This is a genomic window from Bacillus luti (assembly GCF_009739945.1).
GTDB classification, from domain to species: domain Bacteria; phylum Bacillota; class Bacilli; order Bacillales; family Bacillaceae_G; genus Bacillus_A; species Bacillus_A luti.
In genome coordinates this window covers 2,019,046-2,036,463 of the sequence record NZ_CP040336.1, presented here as the reverse complement: position 1 = coordinate 2,036,463, position 17,418 = coordinate 2,019,046, and the positions used below count along the sequence as shown (strand labels likewise).

Sequence of the window (17,418 nt, the reverse complement as noted above, 5' to 3'; positions counted from 1 at the left end):
GTACAGACTCTCTGTTTCCACATTTCCTCATGCAACCCACGAGCCCGTTACCAAGTCCGCAGTTTCGGATGGAGATAGACTTTGCATCTAATCTAGTAGCAGAAGCTACCCTGTGGGAATGCGACTTCTTGTCGCACCATAACTTTCGTTATTGGAAGTTATAACCACAGTTTGTATTATGTTTAGGTAAATCTCAATTTTTATCAAGCATATAAAGTTCCTAAAATAAATCAAGTATGATATTAGCTATGTAAGTTTCTAAGAATGCAGCAATGATAATTATAGGTAAAGTTAAAACAGCATAAATTTTTATTACTTCTAAAATCTTTTTACTAAGAGATATTCTTTCTTTATCCTTTTTGAATAAATTTTTTAATTTGATTCTAATACATTTATTTAATTCAAAAAGAATGGCTGCAAATAAACAAAAAGCGAAAATTTCAAAAAGGTAATGAGGGATAGCAGAAATTATTATCCCAAAACCTTTTTGAAAATCAGCTTGTAATCCAATTCCAAAAAGAATCCCAGGAAGTGAAACAGTTAAAATTATATGTATAACATATAAAAATTGTATTGGAATCAAAGCTAATATAAACATTTGTAAAGGTACGATAAAACCATTATTAACAATATATGACCATACCTTTTCTATACCTGTTGATTCCTTTACTTGGTCCGGCAGTCTATTTCCTATCCCTTCCATTATTTCTTTTAGATCGGGATTGCTTACAAAGGTTATTATGGTTGCAATAACAGTTAATGCTACCCCTAATATGAAAAAGTTAATAGCTCTTTTAAATACAACCTTATTAATTATTTTTGAAATAACTCTCACCCCCTTTACCTAAATTTTACCATTCAAATAATATGGCAGTAAAGAAATTTTTCTTGCATATCGTATACATAATCGGTTAACATAACGTCTCATTATCAGTAGCAATGAAAAAGGATAATCAGCCCCATAATGGACTAACTATCCTATAACTTCTTATCTAAACTTAATAAAACTAAAACTTCTTTCCCTATGTATCATTATTTCGTTACCTCACCAAACTGCGCTCTCGTTACTTTCGCCAAGTCATCCACTTTCAGCTCAATTTGTATACCTACTTTCCCGCCACTTACAATCATCGTTTCAAGTGATTGAGCACTTTCATCAATACATGTAGAAAATAGCTTCTTCATTCCGACCGGTGAACAACCGCCGCGAATATATCCTGACACTTTCGTAATATCTTTTACAGCAATCATTTCAATTTTCTTTTCACTTACTGCTTTTGCGGCAGCTTTTAAATTCAATTCCTCATCTACCGGAATAATAAACACATGATAATTTTTACTATTCCCTTGAGCAATTAACGTTTTATATACTTCTCTCACTTCTCGTCCAATTTTCTCGGCTACTGATACGCCATCAATTTTCCCATCGTTTGGATCATATGACATCATCGAATATTCAATTTTTTCTTTATCTAATATTCGCATCGCATTAGTCTTATCTTTTTTCATAGCGGTCTCCTTAACAGGTTATTTCATATTATTAAGTTTTATTATACACCCTTTTCCATTTCTCCTACATAACTTCACGTATATTTCAAAACTAAAAATATTGATAATTCAAAAATCATCTGATATAATTTGGAAAAACTTATTGTTAAGGAGAGATTTGCAATGCGTACTATTAATACTTCTTTCCAACTTCATCATCATACGTAACGCCGTGTATCCGAAGAAAATTTTTTCTTCGTGGGTACAGGGCTTTTCCTGTTGACCCACGAAGCGTTCATAAAGCTATGTGGGTATTTTTATACCTGCATAGCTTTTTTTAATTTAAAAAGGAGTGATTATGATGGAAATGAAAAATGTAAAAGGAACGAAAGACTATTTACCAGAGGAACAAGTGCTGCGAAATAAAATTAAAAGAGCATGTGAAGATACGTTTGAACGTTATGGCTGTAAACCGTTAGAGACACCAACGTTAAATATGTATGAGCTTATGTCTTACAAGTATGGCGGTGGCGATGAAATTTTAAAAGAAATATATACACTTCAGGATCAAGGAAAACGCGAACTTGCCTTACGTTACGACTTAACAATTCCATTCGCAAAAGTTGTGGCAATGAATCCGAATATTCGCCTCCCTTTTAAACGTTATGAAATTGGGAAAGTATTTCGAGATGGGCCAATAAAACAAGGAAGATTTCGTGAATTCATACAATGTGACGTTGATATAGTCGGTGTTGAGTCTGTCATGGCAGAAGCTGAACTTATGAGCATGGCGTTTGAACTATTCCGAACGTTAAACTTAGAAGTAACGATCCAATATAATAACCGAAAGTTGTTAAACGGTATTCTCCAGGCTATTAATATCCCTACTGAACTAACGAGTGACGTCATTTTATCATTAGACAAAATCGAAAAGATTGGGATAGATGGTGTACGAAAAGATGTATTAGAGCGCGGAATTTCTGAAGAAATGGCTGATACGATATGTAATACCGTTTTATCTTGTCTAAAGCTTTCAATTGCTGAATTTAAAGAAGCTTTCAATAATCCACTCGTTACTGATGGAATAAACGAATTGCAACAATTACAGCAATATTTAATCGCTCTTGGAATAAATGAGAATGCTATATTCAATCCATTTTTAGCACGAGGACTCACAATGTATACAGGTACCGTGTATGAAATCTTCCTAAAAGATGGATCAATTACATCCAGCATCGGTAGTGGCGGTCGTTACGATAACATTATCGGAGCATTCCGTGGTGATAATATGAACTATCCAACAGTCGGTATTTCATTTGGATTAGACGTTATTTATACAGCACTATCACAGAAAGAAACGATATCATCTACAGCCGATTTATTTATCATCCCGCTCGGAACAGAATTACAATGCTTACAAATCGCCCAGCAATTACGTTCTACTACTTCCTTAAAAGTCGAACTCGAACTAGCAGGACGTAAATTGAAACGCGCCCTTAATTACGCAAATAAAGAGAACATCCCGTATGTGCTTATTATTGGGGAAGAAGAACTTAGTACAGACACTGTTGTGCTTCGGAATATGAAGGAAGGTAGTGAGATAAAGGTTCCCCTTTCTTCTTTGAGAGATAATACATTTAATAATTATTGTAGTATACCCATTAAGTTATAACTTTGAATCCTTCCTAAAACATAATCTATGTAAGCTAAAAAACTCCATTTAATAATAATGGAGTTTTTACTGTTATTTATTATTGTTTAAATATAAATATCTGTTTATATTTTCTTTCCGCCTCACAATCTTTTTGTCCATCTTTTAGCACTCTAGAAGGCTTTTCTTGCCAAGTTATAATAACTTCAAGTTCATCAGACTGAACCGACATAGGAAAATTCGCATGATTAAAAGCAACTTCTTTACTTAACACATGATCTTTTTTAGAAGTGAAAAGCTCATACTTCGTCTGGGAATCTGGTTCATTTCGAAATACTTCAACAGTTACATGATAAGCGTCCTTCCCTATATCCTTAACCTCGAAACCATACGTATCAAAAACATCCTTTTTAGCTGTCACTAATCCAGGTTTTTTATCAGGTTGCTTAATTTCGATTTTCCATCGATCTGACGCTTTAGAAATCGGTAACTGCTTTGGAGAAAAAGCATGAACAGTGAAAGAACTTCCAATTACGAAACAAAATATGCAAAAGAAAGAAAAAAGCACTTTTTGCATTAGTGTAACCTCCATTGTTTTAAGTTTTGAATTACTGTTCCCTAAAAGCAATGGATGTATTATGCATTAAACTAAAAGTGCCTTCCTACCATTATAGAATCTCGTATACAAGTTTTTATATAGATGAGAGCAACTCAATAATTAGTTTACATAAAATAATTACATTCTACTCAAAACTACGCGTATTTAATATATTTGTGAAATTTGATAATAACCACCTGAAAACGCCAATAAAAAGATGAATCAGCAGTGCAATAATGTTATTTCTTAACATCACTTCTCATCCGTTCTCTCTACTATATCAAATTCAACTATTTACTATTATTTTGTGCATTCCTACTCTCCAAAACTTTCTCCATATTATGAGTTGCCCATTCCATCATTAATAGAATCATTGGACGAAGTGATTCACCAAGCTCAGTTAACGAATATTCTACTTTTGGAGGCACTTCACGGTATACTTCACGATGTATGATGCCATCTGCTTCAAGTTCTCTAAGCTGCAGTGTTAACATTCTTTGTGTGATATTCGGTTTTAATCTTTTTAATTCATTAAACCTCTTTGTCCCATCTAATAAATGATACAAAATAACCCCTTTCCATTTCCCTCCAATCACCTCAACCATCGCTTCCACTGGACAAGAATATTTATTTAAAAATGGGTAATTTATATTATTTTCGTTTGAACAATCCATAATAAATCCCTTCCCTTACCAATAGTACCTTTTTTGATACTATACCACATAAATGTGCGTACTTGTTTCCATGTTACTTTAAAAATATAATTTACTTACAAAATAAACAAATGAAAAGAGGAACTTTTATGACAAATACAAACCAAATTACAAAAGAAAAAATTATGGAGGCTTTTCATTTCAGACATGCATGTAAAGAGTTCGATCCTATGCACAAAATTTCAGAAGAGGATTTTAAATTTATTTTAGAAACAGGCAGATTGTCTCCTTCTTCTTTTGGATATGAACCTTGGAAATTTCTTGTCGTACAAAATAAAGAATTAAGAGAAAAACTACAACCGTATTCATGGGGCGCTGGTGGGCAGCTTGCAACAGCTAGTCACTTTGTCATTGTTCTTTCAAGAAACATTAAAGATATGCATTATGATGCAGAGTATATTAAATATATGATGAACGATATTATTGGATTACCTGAAGACACTCAAAAAATTAGATATGAATTCTTCAAAAAGTTCCAGGAATCAGATTTTAACTTATTACAATCCGATCGTGCTGTATTTGATTGGGCATCTAAGCAAACTTATATTGCTTTAGGTAATATGATGACGAGTGCAGCTCAAATTGGCATTGACTCTTGTCCAATAGAAGGATTTGATAAAGAGAAAGTAGATTCTTTACTTCGTCAAGAAGGCATTATACAGGGCGATAATCTTGAAGTATCTGTTATGGTTGCCTTTGGTTACCGTAAAGAAGAGCCAAAGCGTGATAAAACAAGACAGACTACAGATACAATTGTTGAATGGATTTAGTAATATAGCACGCAAAAAATAATGCTCCTTATAGCTGTATACTCATACTAAAGAAGAATCAGTTGTTTTCTTACGTATGAATTTGTTTTTTCATGGAAAGATATGTTAGTATGTATACAGTTTGAGTGCTCTATTTTTAGAGTCGAACAGGAGGAGAATGAATATGTCTGATATTGAAGTTGGCGAAGTGTTTACACTTAGTGATGAGAATAATGAGGATCAGGAAGTAGAAGTACTTGGAGCTATGGATGTCGAAGGCGCAGAATATATTGCAGTTGCCTTCGTAGAAGACATTCAAACAGAAACTGAGGAAGACATTGATATCTTCTTTTTAAAAGTAGAAGAAGATAATGAGTTTTCATACATTGAAAATGACGAAGAGTTTGACAAAGTATCTGCTGCTTTTGATAAGATTTTGGATGAGCAAGAGCAAGATTAATATGAGTTAAAAACATGAGGGGGATGCATATCCGCCCTCTTTTTTATTCATCAATCACCGAAAGATCTATGTAGTAATTCCAGTACATCTTTCATCGCAAAAGGTCCATCTTTTTTTACATGGTCGGCAAATTCAGAAACGAGACGTAATGTCCTTACACTTTCGATTGGATGTTCACCTGATGCACTTTCAGCAGAAAGCATAACAGCATTCGTTCCGTCGAGCACAGCTTGAAATACATCAGTCACCTCAGCTCTTGTAGGTATAGAATGCTCTACCATAGATTGAAGCATTTGTGTCGCTGTAATGACATATGTATTCGTTCGATTACATTCCTGAATCATCATTTTCTGCAAGAGCGGAATAAATTGGAACGGCAACTCTACTCCTAAATCGCCCCTCGCAATCATAATTCCATCCGCTTCTTTACATATATCTTGAAAATTCTCGATTGCTTCCATCGTTTCTATTTTTGCAATTAAATTAGGAGCAGTTCCTTTATGCTCTTTTATAAAATCCCGTATTTCTTTTATATGACTAGGTTTTCGTACGAAAGAACATGCGATAAAATCAACATCCTCTTCTAAAAGAAACTGAATGTCTTTTTTATCTTTCTCAGTAATAGCTGGTAAACTAACGATTGCCCCCGGTAAGTTCACTCCTTTATGAGATGAGATATTACCACCTGTTTTGACCTTTGTATCTATTTTGTCCGTACTTACATTCTCAACGATTAACTCAATTTCTCCATCATTAATTAAAATTCTACTTCCAACTTTCACATCATTCGCGATTCCTTCATAATCAACACTTGCTTCAGTGCTACTCCCTGTAACTGGTTGCGTATGCAAAATAAAAGAATCTCCCGCCTGAAGTGTAATTTGTTCTCCTTTTATTTCACCTAACCTTATTTTAGGACCTTGTACATCCCCTAAAATTTTAATAGAGTCATCTAACGTTTTTACTAAGCGAATGATATCTTTATGACTTTCATGCGTGCCATGTGATAAATTCAACCTCACTATTTTCATACCATTACTTATTAACTGTGCTAACGTTTCTTTATTATTGCTTGCTGGACCAATTGTACAAATTCGATCGATTGTCATTTTTATCACCATCCTTTTTAAATAGGTTTCCCATTACCTTTGAAATAAACTCTCAACAAAAAAAGAAGCCTACTCACACGAGTAGGCGCTTTTCACACTACGATAATTTCGTCAATAACTGATTTAAATCTTTTTTCGTTTTCGTCGTTAATGACTTCATTTTAGCAATATCAATCTTTTCTTTCTCTGCTCCTACAATTAACGGATACATACTTTGTCCGATTGTTTTATAGTCAGTTGGGTGCGATGCTTCTAAGTCTTTCTCTATTACATCCCACTTTTCATTAATTTGTTTTCCAAGCTTATTCACAGTTTCTAGTTTAGGATTCGCAGCTAATTGCTTGTCTAAGCTTTCAACTAATGCAGCAACTTCTTTAACACTCGTCTTCACAGCTACGCTTTTCTTCGGATCTTTCGTTGTTTTTCCGTTTGAATTTGTACTTGTACTTTGATCTGTTGTTTTTCCGCTAGTCGTTTGCTCATTCGTTTTAGTTGTCGTTTCTTTTTCTTTTGTTTTCACATTCTCGTTTTGAGTTGATGTTTTACCGTTACTTTCTGTTCCCGATGATTCTTTCGTATTTTTTGCATCTTTATCTGTTTTTTCGCTTGAAGAAGTATTTGTTTCTTTTTCAGTATCTTTCGTTGTTTTTGACGCTTCATCTGTACTTGTCGTTTTTGATTCCCCTTCATTTTGTGCTGTTACTTGCTCCTTCTTTTCTGTCTCTTTATCTGCTGAAGGACTACAAGCTGCCATAGTAAGCATTGTACCAATTGTTATCGATGCGATAGCGACCTTTTTCATTTTCATATAAATCCCCCTATGTTTACGTTTTTATCCTCCCCTTTACGATTCGATTTCCCCTTAAAAAATCCCTTTTCACACGAATTACCATCTTTCCGACAGTAATCTTCATAATAATACGTACAAAAACTGATAAACTCATTTTAATATTCGAGTTTCTTCTACTTCATTTTTCTTTTCTGTTGTAAAAGAAAAAGAGTATATTGTCACATGAAGAATTACAATCTTCATATGACGATATACTCTCCTATCAAATTTTTATCTTTCTTGACATTTTATTTATACAAAAAAATAAAATTTTCTTTCATTTTTTTGTTTCTCAATATTTGTTAACATAATATATTTATGAGTAACCACCGTTTGAATGGATCACTTGCCCAGTAATCCATTTTGCTTCTTCACTTACTAAAAAAGAGATTAAGCGCGCTGCATCCACCGGTTCTCCTACTTTACCTTGCGGGAACTTCCACACTAAATGATGCTTTAGCTCCTCTGTAATCCAACCTGTATTCGTTGGTCCTGGATCAACGGCATTTACTGTAATCCCTTTCTCCATCGCAACTGGTGCAACAGACTTTGTAAATGCTTCAATTGCCCCTTTCGTTGCTGCGTATGCTAATTCATCTGGCATTGCTCCTAATGACTGCCCTGAAGTAAGGTTAATAATACTTCCACTCGTTTTAAGTGCATAATGTTTTATAAACAATGAACTTAATAGCATAGTAGCCCTGACATTCACGGTATAATGTTTATCTAGCTGCTTTACATCTAACTCCTCAACTTTTGTATGAGTTGCATACGCTGCATTATTAATTAATATAGATGGATCGCCTAAACGCTCTGACACCATATAAAACAAACGGTTTGGCGAATATGACTGCGATAAATTAATTTCTGCCATTTCACATCGAACATCGAAACTTTCAATTTCCTTTTTCAACAAAAATGGTTCTTGATCATTCATTCCCCATGGCATCGCTTTATCATACTGAGACCAGTACGTGAAAAAAATGTCTATCCCCTTTTGAGCAAGCACCTTGCATACAGCTGCACCAATTCCATTCAGACGAGTTGCCCCTGTTACAATTGCTATTTTCTTCACCTTTTTCTCCTCCATCTATGGATAAATCCCCTGCACGAATACAGAGGATCTATCTTCTTATTGAATATTTGACAATATGCGTTCTGCACCTAATTTTAAAATTTTAATAAAGATATAATTTACTATCGTAAACATTACAAATAAAACAATAAACATAACCCACAGTCCTACTTGAAGGAAGAAGTATAATAGACTTACTCCCGCTACAATAACTAAGGCTATTAAAATATTAGCTAAAAAATTCCACAAAGTTGTATAGCGGCTTTTAAATAATTTCTGCTCTGTATCCCAATGTATATCGGCAGTTTGTGCATCCCAGCGTGTACCAATTAAATTAATTAACAATAAACCATTCGCACTTAGCAAGAACCAAAGTATCATGAAGACCGGAGAAATTCCCGCTACAACTGCCATCGTAATACCAAATATCGCTAAAATGATTACATTAATTAACCAAGCCGTTATCGCTTTCGCAAAAAAGATATCCGACGCTTTTACTGGTAAATAACGATTCACAAACCATGAGCTTCCATCTCGTGAAAATGACGTTGTTGCAATAACGTTACTTCCCATTAAAAATAGTGACGCACAAAGACCAACACCAATTGCAAGACCCGCTGATTTTGGATTATTAATATAACCCGTAATCCATTTTAAATTTCCATCTTGTACAAATAGAACGAAGAACAACATAATCGGCATAACGAAAGTTTGTACGATACAATTTAAGAAAAATTGTGGTGTACGGAATAACGTTTTAAACTCTTTTTTCACATACGCTTTCAAATGTGAACTTTGTACCGTTGATTTTTGTAAACCTTCTGCTGAAATGACCTCTTTTTTTGCAGTACTCGTTGAAAGTCCAATAACCCCTTTTAAATATGTACGCTCTGCAATGTAATAAAACAACACAAAAAATACAAATGAAATAACTGCAAAGATTATTACATTTAAAGGACCCTTCCAATTTGCATTTTCTACTAATGCCACTGCTCCAAAATATGTAGTTGGAAAATAATTTGTCATTTGTACTAGAAGAGAAGATTGATTGTTTGCAAGATAATTCGTGATTGCATCTTCTGAAAACGAACTTTTATTTTTCCACTGTAAAAATACATTAATTCCTACAATAAATAGTATACTTACGATTCCAATAAATATATTTCCTCGATCTTTATTTTTCGCTATATTTGTATACCTCATAATAACTGTCATCAGTAACGAAGCTAATACTAACGGCACGATTGGGAAGAGTATGTAAATAAAAATCATGTATATGTAATATGTAATAAATGCGCCACTTTTTAACCCGTACGTAATAAAGATTGGTAGTAAAATGAATGAACTCATTACGTATTGTGTAATTAATACTGTTAAAAATTTTGCCGAAATAATTTGCGCTGGTTTTAATGGTAATGGCAATAACACTTCAATGTCATTGCTGTAATAAAATACAGTTAAAATGTTCGTAATACTCATTAAAAATACCCATATACTCGCAATCGCAAGTCCCATTGCGATAATCATTCCTGGGTCTTGCCCTAAATGTTTCATACCTTCATACATTCCGTGCGTGATAGAACCAAATATTAAAAAGCCGACAAATAAAATGGCTGCAAATGAAAATAAATACGCCCATCGTTTCTTCTTATCTGTTATAAAATCTGCATAATTTAATTTCAATAATACTTTCGTTAACGTCCATATTTTACTCATTTCCCGTCATCTCCAAGAACATTTTTTCAAGTGATTCATTGGATTTAAAATGATCTCTCATTTCATTTAAATTTCCTTTAAACTGCAAATTCCCCTTATTAATAATCGCAACGCGGTCACATATTTTTTCTGCTACTTCTAATACGTGTGTAGAGAAAAATACAATCTTTCCTTTATCCGCATGTTCTCTCATCATTTCCTTTAAAATATATGCAGATTTCGGATCAAGCCCTGTTAATGGTTCGTCTAAAATCCATACGTCCGGCTCATGCACGAGCACACCAATAATAACGATTTTTTGTCTCATACCGTGCGAGTAACTTTGAATTTGATCCGATAACGCATTATAAAGATCAAATTTCTTCGCTAAAGACTCGATTCGTTCTTGTCGTACTTCTTTCGGTACTTCATACATATCTGCCATAAAATTCAAATATTCAATGCCTTTTAATCGTAAAAACATATCTGGGCTATCTGGAACATAACCGAACGTCTTTTTCGCTTCCATCGGCTCTTTCATAATATCTTTACCGTTAATCGTAATCGTCCCTTTGTCTACGCCGTGAATACCAGTAATCATCTTAATTGTCGTTGATTTACCCGCACCATTCGGTCCTAAAAACCCAAAGATTTCTCCGCTAGGCACAGACAAACTTAAATCTTTTACTGCATAGTTAGATCCATTATAACTTTTTGACACATTCGTAATTTCAATCATTACATCCAATCCTTTCCTTAATTACCAAATAACTATATTTATATTATAGCATACTTTTATTTTCAGATTTTTGTATTTTTCAGTTTATTCAACCTTTAAAATAAATGTAAACACCTAATCCAACGATTAAAACGACAGCTAGTATAATATAAATCATCGTTAGCCGCTTAATATTCCCTTTTGTCGCTTTACTATAATTTGCATCACCATTTCGTCCAATTAACACCGTCGCCACTACAGTAATCACTACAAGTAATACAACGATCATGATCCAAGTTAACATTCCTTCCTCCCCCTCCTTACAACCATTTTACAATATTATCCTCTTTATTTCGCAGTATATTTCCTCTTTTTACTATTATTATGAAGCAAACTGGAAAACTATTATTACCATTCTTATCCATATATGATATATTTATAACATAATGCGACTTATTTCTAACATTGAATGGGAGGACCTATCATGAAAACCACTTGGATAAAATATTTAGGATTTCTCGGTTTCTTTGGCTTCCTTGGATTTTTTTATGAAAAAGGGTTGTTTACTATGTGCTGTTTCTTCTCCTTTTTCACAACGTATAGAACGGTTCAACACGATGAACTGTTTGAACAAATCGTCAATAAATCATGCCGCAATGCATTTATCGTTACATTACTAACTACCGCTATCATTTTGTTTATTGAAATGTTATTTCCAAACCCGGTGCTACAAGAAATTGATATCGCTCTTATTTTCGGCACACTTATTCTTACGTTCGGATTCTCTATGTTCTTTTACGATAAACCAGTTGATGAAATGGAAGATGCACCATGGCGTTCGTAACGAAAATAAAAGAATACCGCGCCAAATTGAATATGACACAAGAAGATTTAGCAAAAAGTGTTGGTGTACGCCGTGAAACAATTAGCCACCTTGAAAAAGGTAAATATAACCCTTCCTTGCAGCTTGCTCACGATATTGCGAGGGCACTTCATAGTACGATTGATGAAATTTTTATTTTTGAAGATAAATAAAAAATACCGGCATTCTTTTCACAAAGAATACTGGTATTTTTCATTTATACAACTATCACCCATACAAGACCGCATGAAATACGCCTAACAGTAAGTATTGATCCTCTATATAATCCTCATCATACACATTCATCTCAATATAATACATATCTTCCTCAAGACGAATATTCCAATCTGCGATTACATAGCCCCTTCGTAATAACTTGCCAAGCCCAATTGAAGTTTTATGAACAACATGTTCTTCTCTCTTATATGTAAAAGTAAATAAGAAATTTGCATCTAATAACTTTCCATCACATACAAGTATTTCATGCTCTGCATTATGATTATCTTTATACGTTACTAAGATCTTTCTTTGGCGCTGCCTACTTACATCCTTTGCAATGACGCGAATATTGTCCTTACTATCCTTTACTTCATAAATGATATTACTACCAATTTTCGGAATGAAATCTAACACTCTCATCAACGTATTTTTATAGTAACCCCGTACTACGCCTACTTGTTTGCTTTCCTTATAAACCTCTATCGATGTCATATCCGCTTTACTATCACACGGTCGTTTGTAAGAAAGCTGCATCATTCGCTCTCCTCTTAAGTACTGATCAAACGTCACAGGATATTGTATCGCGCGCAGTTCTTTATTTAGCTCATATAAATAGCGTTGAACACTCTCTACTAATGTCGTAGTAGAGATACTCTCCTGAATTTCAAATTGTTGCCAACTGGAATAAATCTTCCACTGACCGTCCTCTTCATAGAAGAATCTGAGAATGACTTCATCACGTTCAGGCGTTTCATAATTCATCTGTTCGTTCTGCCCATGTTGCACTTGTTCCATCCACTGTCCTAAATAAATGCCAAGCTCTGCAACCTTCATGCGTGACTTCTGAAAAAGTACCCTGTCATCTACATGAATCGTTAATTCCCCTTCGATAAATCCCTTTGCATAAGCAGCATATCGTGGGTCATCCTTATCTGGAATACTTTTGTCTAACTCAAATAAAAACGTTAACATCCTTTACTCACCTCTAGTTGTTACACAGTTCATACCTAACATTGCAGCACTCTGAGAAACTATGTATATATACACATTTAATTCATGTATTATAACACGTAAATGACCTTGGTATAGAAACACTATTTTCGCTTTGCGAACTCCCTCATAATAGAATAACTATCCTTTTATTATTTTTTTCTTGACTTAGAGTTCACTCTAATCATTATAATCAACTCATGGTTCATTCACAATAAAATCAATTGGATAAAATTCAGGAGGGATTGGAAAAGCTAAAATCAAAAGTGGCTGACATTATCGCAGACCTGGATATTGTCATTCGAACCTTTGGTTTATCTGTTACTACACTTGTACATTAAGGTACTATTCAAATAAAAACCAACGATTTCCTGTGCGTTAAGAAATCAGTGATTCTTGTTATTTTTTCCCTATTTTACTTTCTCTTAATAGTCGTAAATCTTCTATAATTTATTTAGTACATATAAAAGAGACGGAACCTTAAAATCAGCAAATTAGAAAATAAAACCGGATGGGAGTCAATTATTATGGATCAATCAAATAAAGCATTTAGCCAAGCATTAGTAAAATCGTTAAGAGGAGAACGAGGACATCTTCCCATCAAAAATGCTTTGTCGGATATAGACATGGCGCTTGCGGGAAAACGCAGAGAGGAACTGCCTTATTCTATTTATCAATTAGTAAAACACATGACCTACTGGCAAGATTTTCTCTTATTATCCGCCCAGGGGAAGAAGCCTGCATTGCCTGCTCATGTAAAAGAGAGCTGGCCTGAAGAAGAATGTCCTGCCAGTGAGGAAGAGTGGCAACAGATTATTCAGTATTTTCTTCAAGGGATTGAACAAGCATGCACGATTGCCCAAGCTGTTCAATTGGACAAAACATTGGAGGAATGGCCTGGTGAAACCACTGGCGGTGTTCTACGCAATATTGCATCTCACAACTCCTACCATTTAGGAGAAATTGTGCTGATTCGCAGATTATTTAGTGCTTGGCCACCGCCAACAGGCGGATATCCAGTCTAAACAAGGAAAAGGTTCCAACCCACGCCCATTAACTTAAGATTTTGAATTACCTCCAAAACGAAATTTTTACCACTTTACAGTTATTTATGAGAATTAAATTCATTTTTTTCATTATTGGGGAACAAACATTTTTTTACTTGATGGAGATAGGGTACAAAAATATACATTTCATCTCCTAAAAAATAAAAAAAGATTGCTCATATCCTAAGAGGCAATCTTTTTTATTTTTAAGCTGTTTGTAATGACAAATTACAAACAGCTTATTATTTAGTGTTATTTCTGTTTTCTTTCAGTAAAATTGTTTTGACTTGGTGCCATCTTTTTTGTTCCATATCTTATTATATGAAATTATATCAACGATTCGTCAAATATCACCACTATTAAAATGAGGCTACCTTTTCTTCCGCCACTTCCGCAATTTCTAAAATTTGCAGTAAACTCTCCACTTCATACGTCGGCTTAACACCAGTCGTGTTCTCTTTCAAACTCGGATTATACCAACACGTATCAATGCCGTAGTCTTCTCCACCTCTCATATCAGAAGTTAGCGAATCTCCAACCATTAGTACGCTTGATTTATCAGTAATCCCAAACTTCTCAAATGCATAATCAAAAATCTCACGTGCCGGCTTTTGATGGCCGACTTCTTCAGAAATAATAATATGATCAAAGAAATCACATAAAGGCGAATTTCCAATTCTCGATTGTTGCACTTTTGTATATCCATTCGTAATAATACCTAACTTGCAATCTTGAAGATTCTCACATAATTGCACTGCACCTTCTATAAGATGTACTTCCTTCCCTAAGTTTTCAAGGTATACATCACTAAACTGCTGTGCATCTACTTCTATATTATGAAGGATAAATAATTGTCTGAATCGATCTACCGCTAATTCACTTAGCGTAATCATTTTATTTTCTAAGTCTCTCCACAAGCCATTACTAATCTCTTTATAACTTGCAAGATAATCATTATACCCTGTAGGCATACCAAACTGTACAAACGCATTATGTAATGCGTGTCTTTCTGTTTCAGGGAAATCTAATAATGTGTCATCTACGTCGAATAATATAATTTTGTATTTCATGATGTTCTCCTTAGTTTCTATTTTCAAAGATTTATTTTCACATCTTATAATTATAAGCTTATATATATTTCATTATAAAGCGCTTTGACTCGCTCTTTATAGAATACACCTTTATCTTTTATTTTCAAATGTGCTATAAATAAATTTGCTAGCATGACTGCTGTGTCTAGTCTATAAAATAAACTAACAATATGAGGAGTAACATGAAAGATACTATCATTCTTATATCCATCTTTAAATTCATCCCAATTAACCTCATTTGTTTCAGCTATTCTCATAAGCTCCAGTAATGGATGACCAATTAAAGCGTTATCCCAATCAACTATTGCTTTAACTTCTCCATTATACCCAATTAAATTGGCTGGTCGAATGTCCATATGTAATAAACAGTTTACATGATCTGCTGTACTAAGAATATGTTCAAGCGTTTTTGTATCTGGAAGTTTAATTCCACAGTTCGTGATTGTATTAAAACCTTCTATCCGTTTCACAATTCGTTCTGCTATATACTTACTAATGGGCTCTCTAATGTTTTGTTCGTAATGCAAACCATCAATTGCCATACTATGAAGCTTGCTAACTAACTCCCCTATTTTGTATGCAGAAATTGGCATATGATTAGTATACACACAATCGGAAATTAAAAAATCAAGTTCGGTTGAAAGATGCAATCCGTGTATCTTTGGCACTGGAATACCTTTTGAATGACAATACTTAGACAGCTCTGCTTCCTTTTGCAACGAAATCCGACTGTTAAATAACTCTTCATTTATATTTTCCACTTCTCTTTCCCACGGCACTCGAAATGCCAAAGACCCCTTTTCTGAATCTCCACGAAAAACAATATTTTGCACTCCCGTTCCAATCACCTTCAAATCCTGAATAGCTAGTTCCTTATAATCTTGACTTAGTATTGTTGCTAGCTTTTCTCTTAACCCCTCTGCTTTTACACGTGTATGAATCATTTTATCCCCCGATTCGTAAGTTCTTTTCATCCATTTTCTCCTCGGTGCACAACATCCTCATTAATAAAATTATAGCAACAATAATAAAAGGAGGCTAATCCAATCAGCCTCCTTTCCTATTATTTATCCTCTAGCAATAACTCTTTCATTTCCTCTAACGACTCTTTTGTAAAGCCAAGAGCTTTTTCAGCATACGCTTCAACTGATCCGTATTGCTTTTTAACTTCATCAATCGCAGCTTGTAAATATTCAGCGCGCGCTTCAAACATTGCACCTAATATTGCTTTACTTTCATCATTTTGTAATTTTGCACCTAAGAAGGCCATCATTTTTTCATTTAACTTTTCACGGAAGCCGTTACTTAGTAAGTAGTCTTCCATTACTGTTTTTTCTGGTACACCTAGTAAAAGTAATAATAATGCTGAACCAAATCCAGTACGGTCTTTTCCAGCTGTACAGTGGTTTACTAACGGTAAGTTTTCCGGATTTTGCGCTAGTTTTAAGAAGCTCACGAATGCTTCATTACCACTTACGAAATCTTGATTCATTTTCACAAGATATTCGCCTGGTTTCCCTAACATAGAAAGGTCACCAACTTGGAAAAACTCGTTTATATTTAAGTCTTTCGCTAAGTCTTGCATAACTGGTAAGCACACTTGACGAGCGCCTGTAACTTCTGGATTCGGCTTATGCTTCACTTCAAAGTCTGTACGGTAGTCACAAATTAGCTTTAAGCCAGACTTTTGTAAATAGTCGATATCCGACTCTGTTAGTCCTGCTAATTCTTCAGAACGGTACAACTTACCCCATTTTACTTTACGGCCTTCAGTCGTTTCATATCCTCCCATATCACGGAAGTTAAACGCGCCTTGTAATGGCAATCTACGCTCAGCTACTGTCACTGCTTGTCCATTACTTCCTACTAGTCTAAAATATGGACGCTCATTTTCACTAGGGTTTTCAATTGTACATGATGACTCTCCATTTACCGTTGCAAGTAATTCTCCATTTTCTTCGATATGATCTGGTGAAGTACTCCAGTAAATACGAACTTCTTCTATATTATTTTCCCACTTTATATATAACGTATTATCTTCATTTCTTTTTACAGTCGCTTGTAACCAATTTCTTTGCTGCTCCATTCTTTCACCAACGCTTTCTTATATAATCGAATCTTTCTT

Annotated in this window: 20 protein-coding genes; 6 read left to right on the top strand and 14 right to left on the bottom strand. The window is 34.3% G+C overall.

Features of this window, described 5'->3' with window-relative positions; all coding sequences use genetic code 11:
- Positions 1-220: 220 nt before the first annotated feature.
- Positions 221-835, bottom strand: coding sequence for a stage II sporulation protein M (locus EUC40_RS10440; RefSeq protein WP_156574899.1), 615 nt, complete (start codon positions 833-835; stop codon positions 221-223).
- A 197-nt stretch (positions 836-1,032) separates the two neighbouring features.
- Positions 1,033-1,509, bottom strand: a complete 477-nt coding sequence (gene ybaK, locus EUC40_RS10435; protein ID WP_156574896.1) for a Cys-tRNA(Pro) deacylase — start codon at positions 1,507-1,509, stop codon at positions 1,033-1,035.
- Between the two features lie 337 nt (positions 1,510-1,846).
- Here ybaK and EUC40_RS10430 point away from each other — a divergent pair, with 337 nt between their 5' ends.
- Entirely contained in the window at positions 1,847-3,160 is a 1,314-nt protein-coding gene (locus EUC40_RS10430) for a histidine--tRNA ligase (protein WP_336577218.1), read from the top strand.
- A gap of 79 nt (positions 3,161-3,239) precedes the next feature.
- Here EUC40_RS10430 and EUC40_RS10425 read toward each other — a convergent pair whose 3' ends face one another.
- Together EUC40_RS10425 and EUC40_RS10420 are read right to left on the bottom strand one after the other, a co-directional pair.
- Positions 3,240-3,716, bottom strand: coding sequence for a hypothetical protein (locus EUC40_RS10425; protein ID WP_156574892.1), 477 nt, complete (start codon positions 3,714-3,716; stop codon positions 3,240-3,242).
- Between the two features lie 311 nt (positions 3,717-4,027).
- Positions 4,028-4,411, bottom strand: coding sequence for a winged helix-turn-helix transcriptional regulator (locus EUC40_RS10420; RefSeq protein WP_000340652.1), 384 nt, complete (start codon positions 4,409-4,411; stop codon positions 4,028-4,030).
- A 128-nt stretch (positions 4,412-4,539) separates the two neighbouring features.
- On the opposite strand from EUC40_RS10420, the gene EUC40_RS10415 reads away from it, so the two are divergent.
- Entirely contained in the window at positions 4,540-5,220 is a 681-nt protein-coding gene (locus EUC40_RS10415; protein WP_071711587.1) for an NAD(P)H-dependent oxidoreductase, read from the top strand.
- Positions 5,221-5,377: 157 nt separating this feature from the next.
- Positions 5,378-5,659 carry a DUF1292 domain-containing protein gene (locus EUC40_RS10410; RefSeq protein ID WP_098267525.1) on the top strand — a complete coding sequence of 94 codons (282 nt, stop codon included), beginning with the start codon at positions 5,378-5,380 and terminating at the stop codon, positions 5,657-5,659.
- 50 nt (positions 5,660-5,709) lie between these two features.
- On the opposite strand, the gene EUC40_RS10405 is transcribed toward EUC40_RS10410, so the two are convergent.
- The 6 genes from EUC40_RS10405 to EUC40_RS10380 all read right to left on the bottom strand — a co-directional run bounded on the left by EUC40_RS10405 (position 5,710) and on the right by EUC40_RS10380 (position 11,389).
- Positions 5,710-6,780: a pyruvate kinase gene (locus tag EUC40_RS10405; RefSeq protein WP_156574890.1), complete on the bottom strand. Its 1,071-nt coding sequence runs from the start codon at positions 6,778-6,780 to the stop codon at positions 5,710-5,712.
- 85 nt (positions 6,781-6,865) lie between these two features.
- On the bottom strand, positions 6,866-7,576 hold the full coding sequence (locus EUC40_RS10400) for a hypothetical protein (RefSeq protein WP_071711589.1): 711 nt from the start codon (positions 7,574-7,576) through the stop codon (positions 6,866-6,868).
- A 337-nt stretch (positions 7,577-7,913) separates the two neighbouring features.
- Positions 7,914-8,672 carry an SDR family oxidoreductase gene (locus EUC40_RS10395; protein WP_071711642.1) on the bottom strand — a complete coding sequence of 253 codons (759 nt, stop codon included), beginning with the start codon at positions 8,670-8,672 and terminating at the stop codon, positions 7,914-7,916.
- A 57-nt stretch (positions 8,673-8,729) separates the two neighbouring features.
- On the bottom strand, positions 8,730-10,388 hold the full coding sequence (locus EUC40_RS10390; RefSeq protein WP_156574888.1) for a putative ABC transporter permease subunit: 1,659 nt from the start codon (positions 10,386-10,388) through the stop codon (positions 8,730-8,732).
- Complete coding sequence (locus tag EUC40_RS10385) at positions 10,381-11,106, bottom strand: ABC transporter ATP-binding protein (protein ID WP_156574886.1); 726 nt, start codon at positions 11,104-11,106, stop codon at positions 10,381-10,383. Before EUC40_RS10385 ends, EUC40_RS10390 begins: the two co-directional genes overlap by 8 nt.
- A gap of 88 nt (positions 11,107-11,194) precedes the next feature.
- Positions 11,195-11,389, bottom strand: a complete 195-nt coding sequence (locus EUC40_RS10380; protein WP_000958865.1) for a hypothetical protein — start codon at positions 11,387-11,389, stop codon at positions 11,195-11,197.
- 180 nt (positions 11,390-11,569) lie between these two features.
- Here EUC40_RS10380 and EUC40_RS10375 point away from each other — a divergent pair, with 180 nt between their 5' ends.
- Positions 11,570-11,929, top strand: coding sequence for a DUF3796 domain-containing protein (locus tag EUC40_RS10375; RefSeq protein ID WP_156574884.1), 360 nt, complete (start codon positions 11,570-11,572; stop codon positions 11,927-11,929).
- Positions 11,917-12,120 carry a helix-turn-helix transcriptional regulator gene (locus tag EUC40_RS10370; protein ID WP_156574882.1) on the top strand — a complete coding sequence of 68 codons (204 nt, stop codon included), beginning with the start codon at positions 11,917-11,919 and terminating at the stop codon, positions 12,118-12,120. The genes EUC40_RS10375 and EUC40_RS10370 overlap by 13 nt, the downstream gene beginning before the upstream one ends.
- Before the next feature lie 55 nt (positions 12,121-12,175).
- Here the strand turns inward: EUC40_RS10370 and EUC40_RS10365 are convergent, their stop codons facing one another.
- A complete protein-coding gene (locus tag EUC40_RS10365; RefSeq protein WP_156574880.1) occupies positions 12,176-13,138 on the bottom strand; it encodes a tubby C-terminal domain-like protein in 963 nt (320 codons plus the stop codon).
- Positions 13,139-13,683: 545 nt separating this feature from the next.
- On the opposite strand from EUC40_RS10365, the gene EUC40_RS10360 reads away from it, so the two are divergent.
- A complete protein-coding gene (locus tag EUC40_RS10360; RefSeq protein WP_156574878.1) occupies positions 13,684-14,181 on the top strand; it encodes a DinB family protein in 498 nt (165 codons plus the stop codon).
- A 380-nt stretch (positions 14,182-14,561) separates the two neighbouring features.
- Here EUC40_RS10360 and EUC40_RS10355 read toward each other — a convergent pair whose 3' ends face one another.
- The 3 genes from EUC40_RS10355 to EUC40_RS10345 form a co-directional block, all read right to left on the bottom strand.
- A complete protein-coding gene (locus tag EUC40_RS10355) occupies positions 14,562-15,272 on the bottom strand; it encodes a YjjG family noncanonical pyrimidine nucleotidase (protein ID WP_156574876.1) in 711 nt (236 codons plus the stop codon).
- A gap of 50 nt (positions 15,273-15,322) precedes the next feature.
- Entirely contained in the window at positions 15,323-16,267 is a 945-nt protein-coding gene (locus tag EUC40_RS10350) for a phosphotransferase family protein (protein WP_156574874.1), read from the bottom strand.
- Between the two features lie 89 nt (positions 16,268-16,356).
- Positions 16,357-17,379 carry a tyrosine-protein phosphatase gene (locus EUC40_RS10345; protein ID WP_156574872.1) on the bottom strand — a complete coding sequence of 341 codons (1,023 nt, stop codon included), beginning with the start codon at positions 17,377-17,379 and terminating at the stop codon, positions 16,357-16,359.
- Positions 17,380-17,418 lie beyond the last annotated feature (39 nt).

Bases quoted from the DNA above. Each gene is read 5' to 3' on its own strand.
- EUC40_RS10370 (WP_156574882.1), top strand. From the start codon at position 11,917: ATGGCGTTCGTAACGAAAATAAAAGAATACCGCGCCAAATTGAATATG.
- EUC40_RS10425 (WP_156574892.1), bottom strand. From the start codon at position 3,716: ATGCAAAAAGTGCTTTTTTCTTTCTTTTGCATATTTTGTTTCGTAATT.
- EUC40_RS10400 (WP_071711589.1), bottom strand. From the start codon at position 7,576: ATGAAAATGAAAAAGGTCGCTATCGCATCGATAACAATTGGTACAATG.
- EUC40_RS10420 (WP_000340652.1), bottom strand. From the start codon at position 4,411: ATGGATTGTTCAAACGAAAATAATATAAATTACCCATTTTTAAATAAA.
- EUC40_RS10365 (WP_156574880.1), bottom strand. From the start codon at position 13,138: ATGTTAACGTTTTTATTTGAGTTAGACAAAAGTATTCCAGATAAGGAT.
- EUC40_RS10360 (WP_156574878.1), top strand. From the start codon at position 13,684: ATGGATCAATCAAATAAAGCATTTAGCCAAGCATTAGTAAAATCGTTA.
- EUC40_RS10380 (WP_000958865.1), bottom strand. From the start codon at position 11,389: ATGTTAACTTGGATCATGATCGTTGTATTACTTGTAGTGATTACTGTA.
- EUC40_RS10385 (WP_156574886.1), bottom strand. From the start codon at position 11,106: ATGATTGAAATTACGAATGTGTCAAAAAGTTATAATGGATCTAACTAT.
- EUC40_RS10390 (WP_156574888.1), bottom strand. From the start codon at position 10,388: ATGAGTAAAATATGGACGTTAACGAAAGTATTATTGAAATTAAATTAT.
- EUC40_RS10355 (WP_156574876.1), bottom strand. From the start codon at position 15,272: ATGAAATACAAAATTATATTATTCGACGTAGATGACACATTATTAGAT.
- EUC40_RS10415 (WP_071711587.1), top strand. From the start codon at position 4,540: ATGACAAATACAAACCAAATTACAAAAGAAAAAATTATGGAGGCTTTT.
- EUC40_RS10350 (WP_156574874.1), bottom strand. From the start codon at position 16,267: ATGAAAAGAACTTACGAATCGGGGGATAAAATGATTCATACACGTGTA.
- EUC40_RS10410 (WP_098267525.1), top strand. From the start codon at position 5,378: ATGAATATGTCTGATATTGAAGTTGGCGAAGTGTTTACACTTAGTGAT.
- EUC40_RS10405 (WP_156574890.1), bottom strand. From the start codon at position 6,780: ATGGTGATAAAAATGACAATCGATCGAATTTGTACAATTGGTCCAGCA.
- EUC40_RS10345 (WP_156574872.1), bottom strand. From the start codon at position 17,379: ATGGAGCAGCAAAGAAATTGGTTACAAGCGACTGTAAAAAGAAATGAA.
- EUC40_RS10430 (WP_336577218.1), top strand. From the start codon at position 1,847: ATGATGGAAATGAAAAATGTAAAAGGAACGAAAGACTATTTACCAGAG.
- EUC40_RS10375 (WP_156574884.1), top strand. From the start codon at position 11,570: ATGAAAACCACTTGGATAAAATATTTAGGATTTCTCGGTTTCTTTGGC.
- ybaK (WP_156574896.1), bottom strand. From the start codon at position 1,509: ATGAAAAAAGATAAGACTAATGCGATGCGAATATTAGATAAAGAAAAA.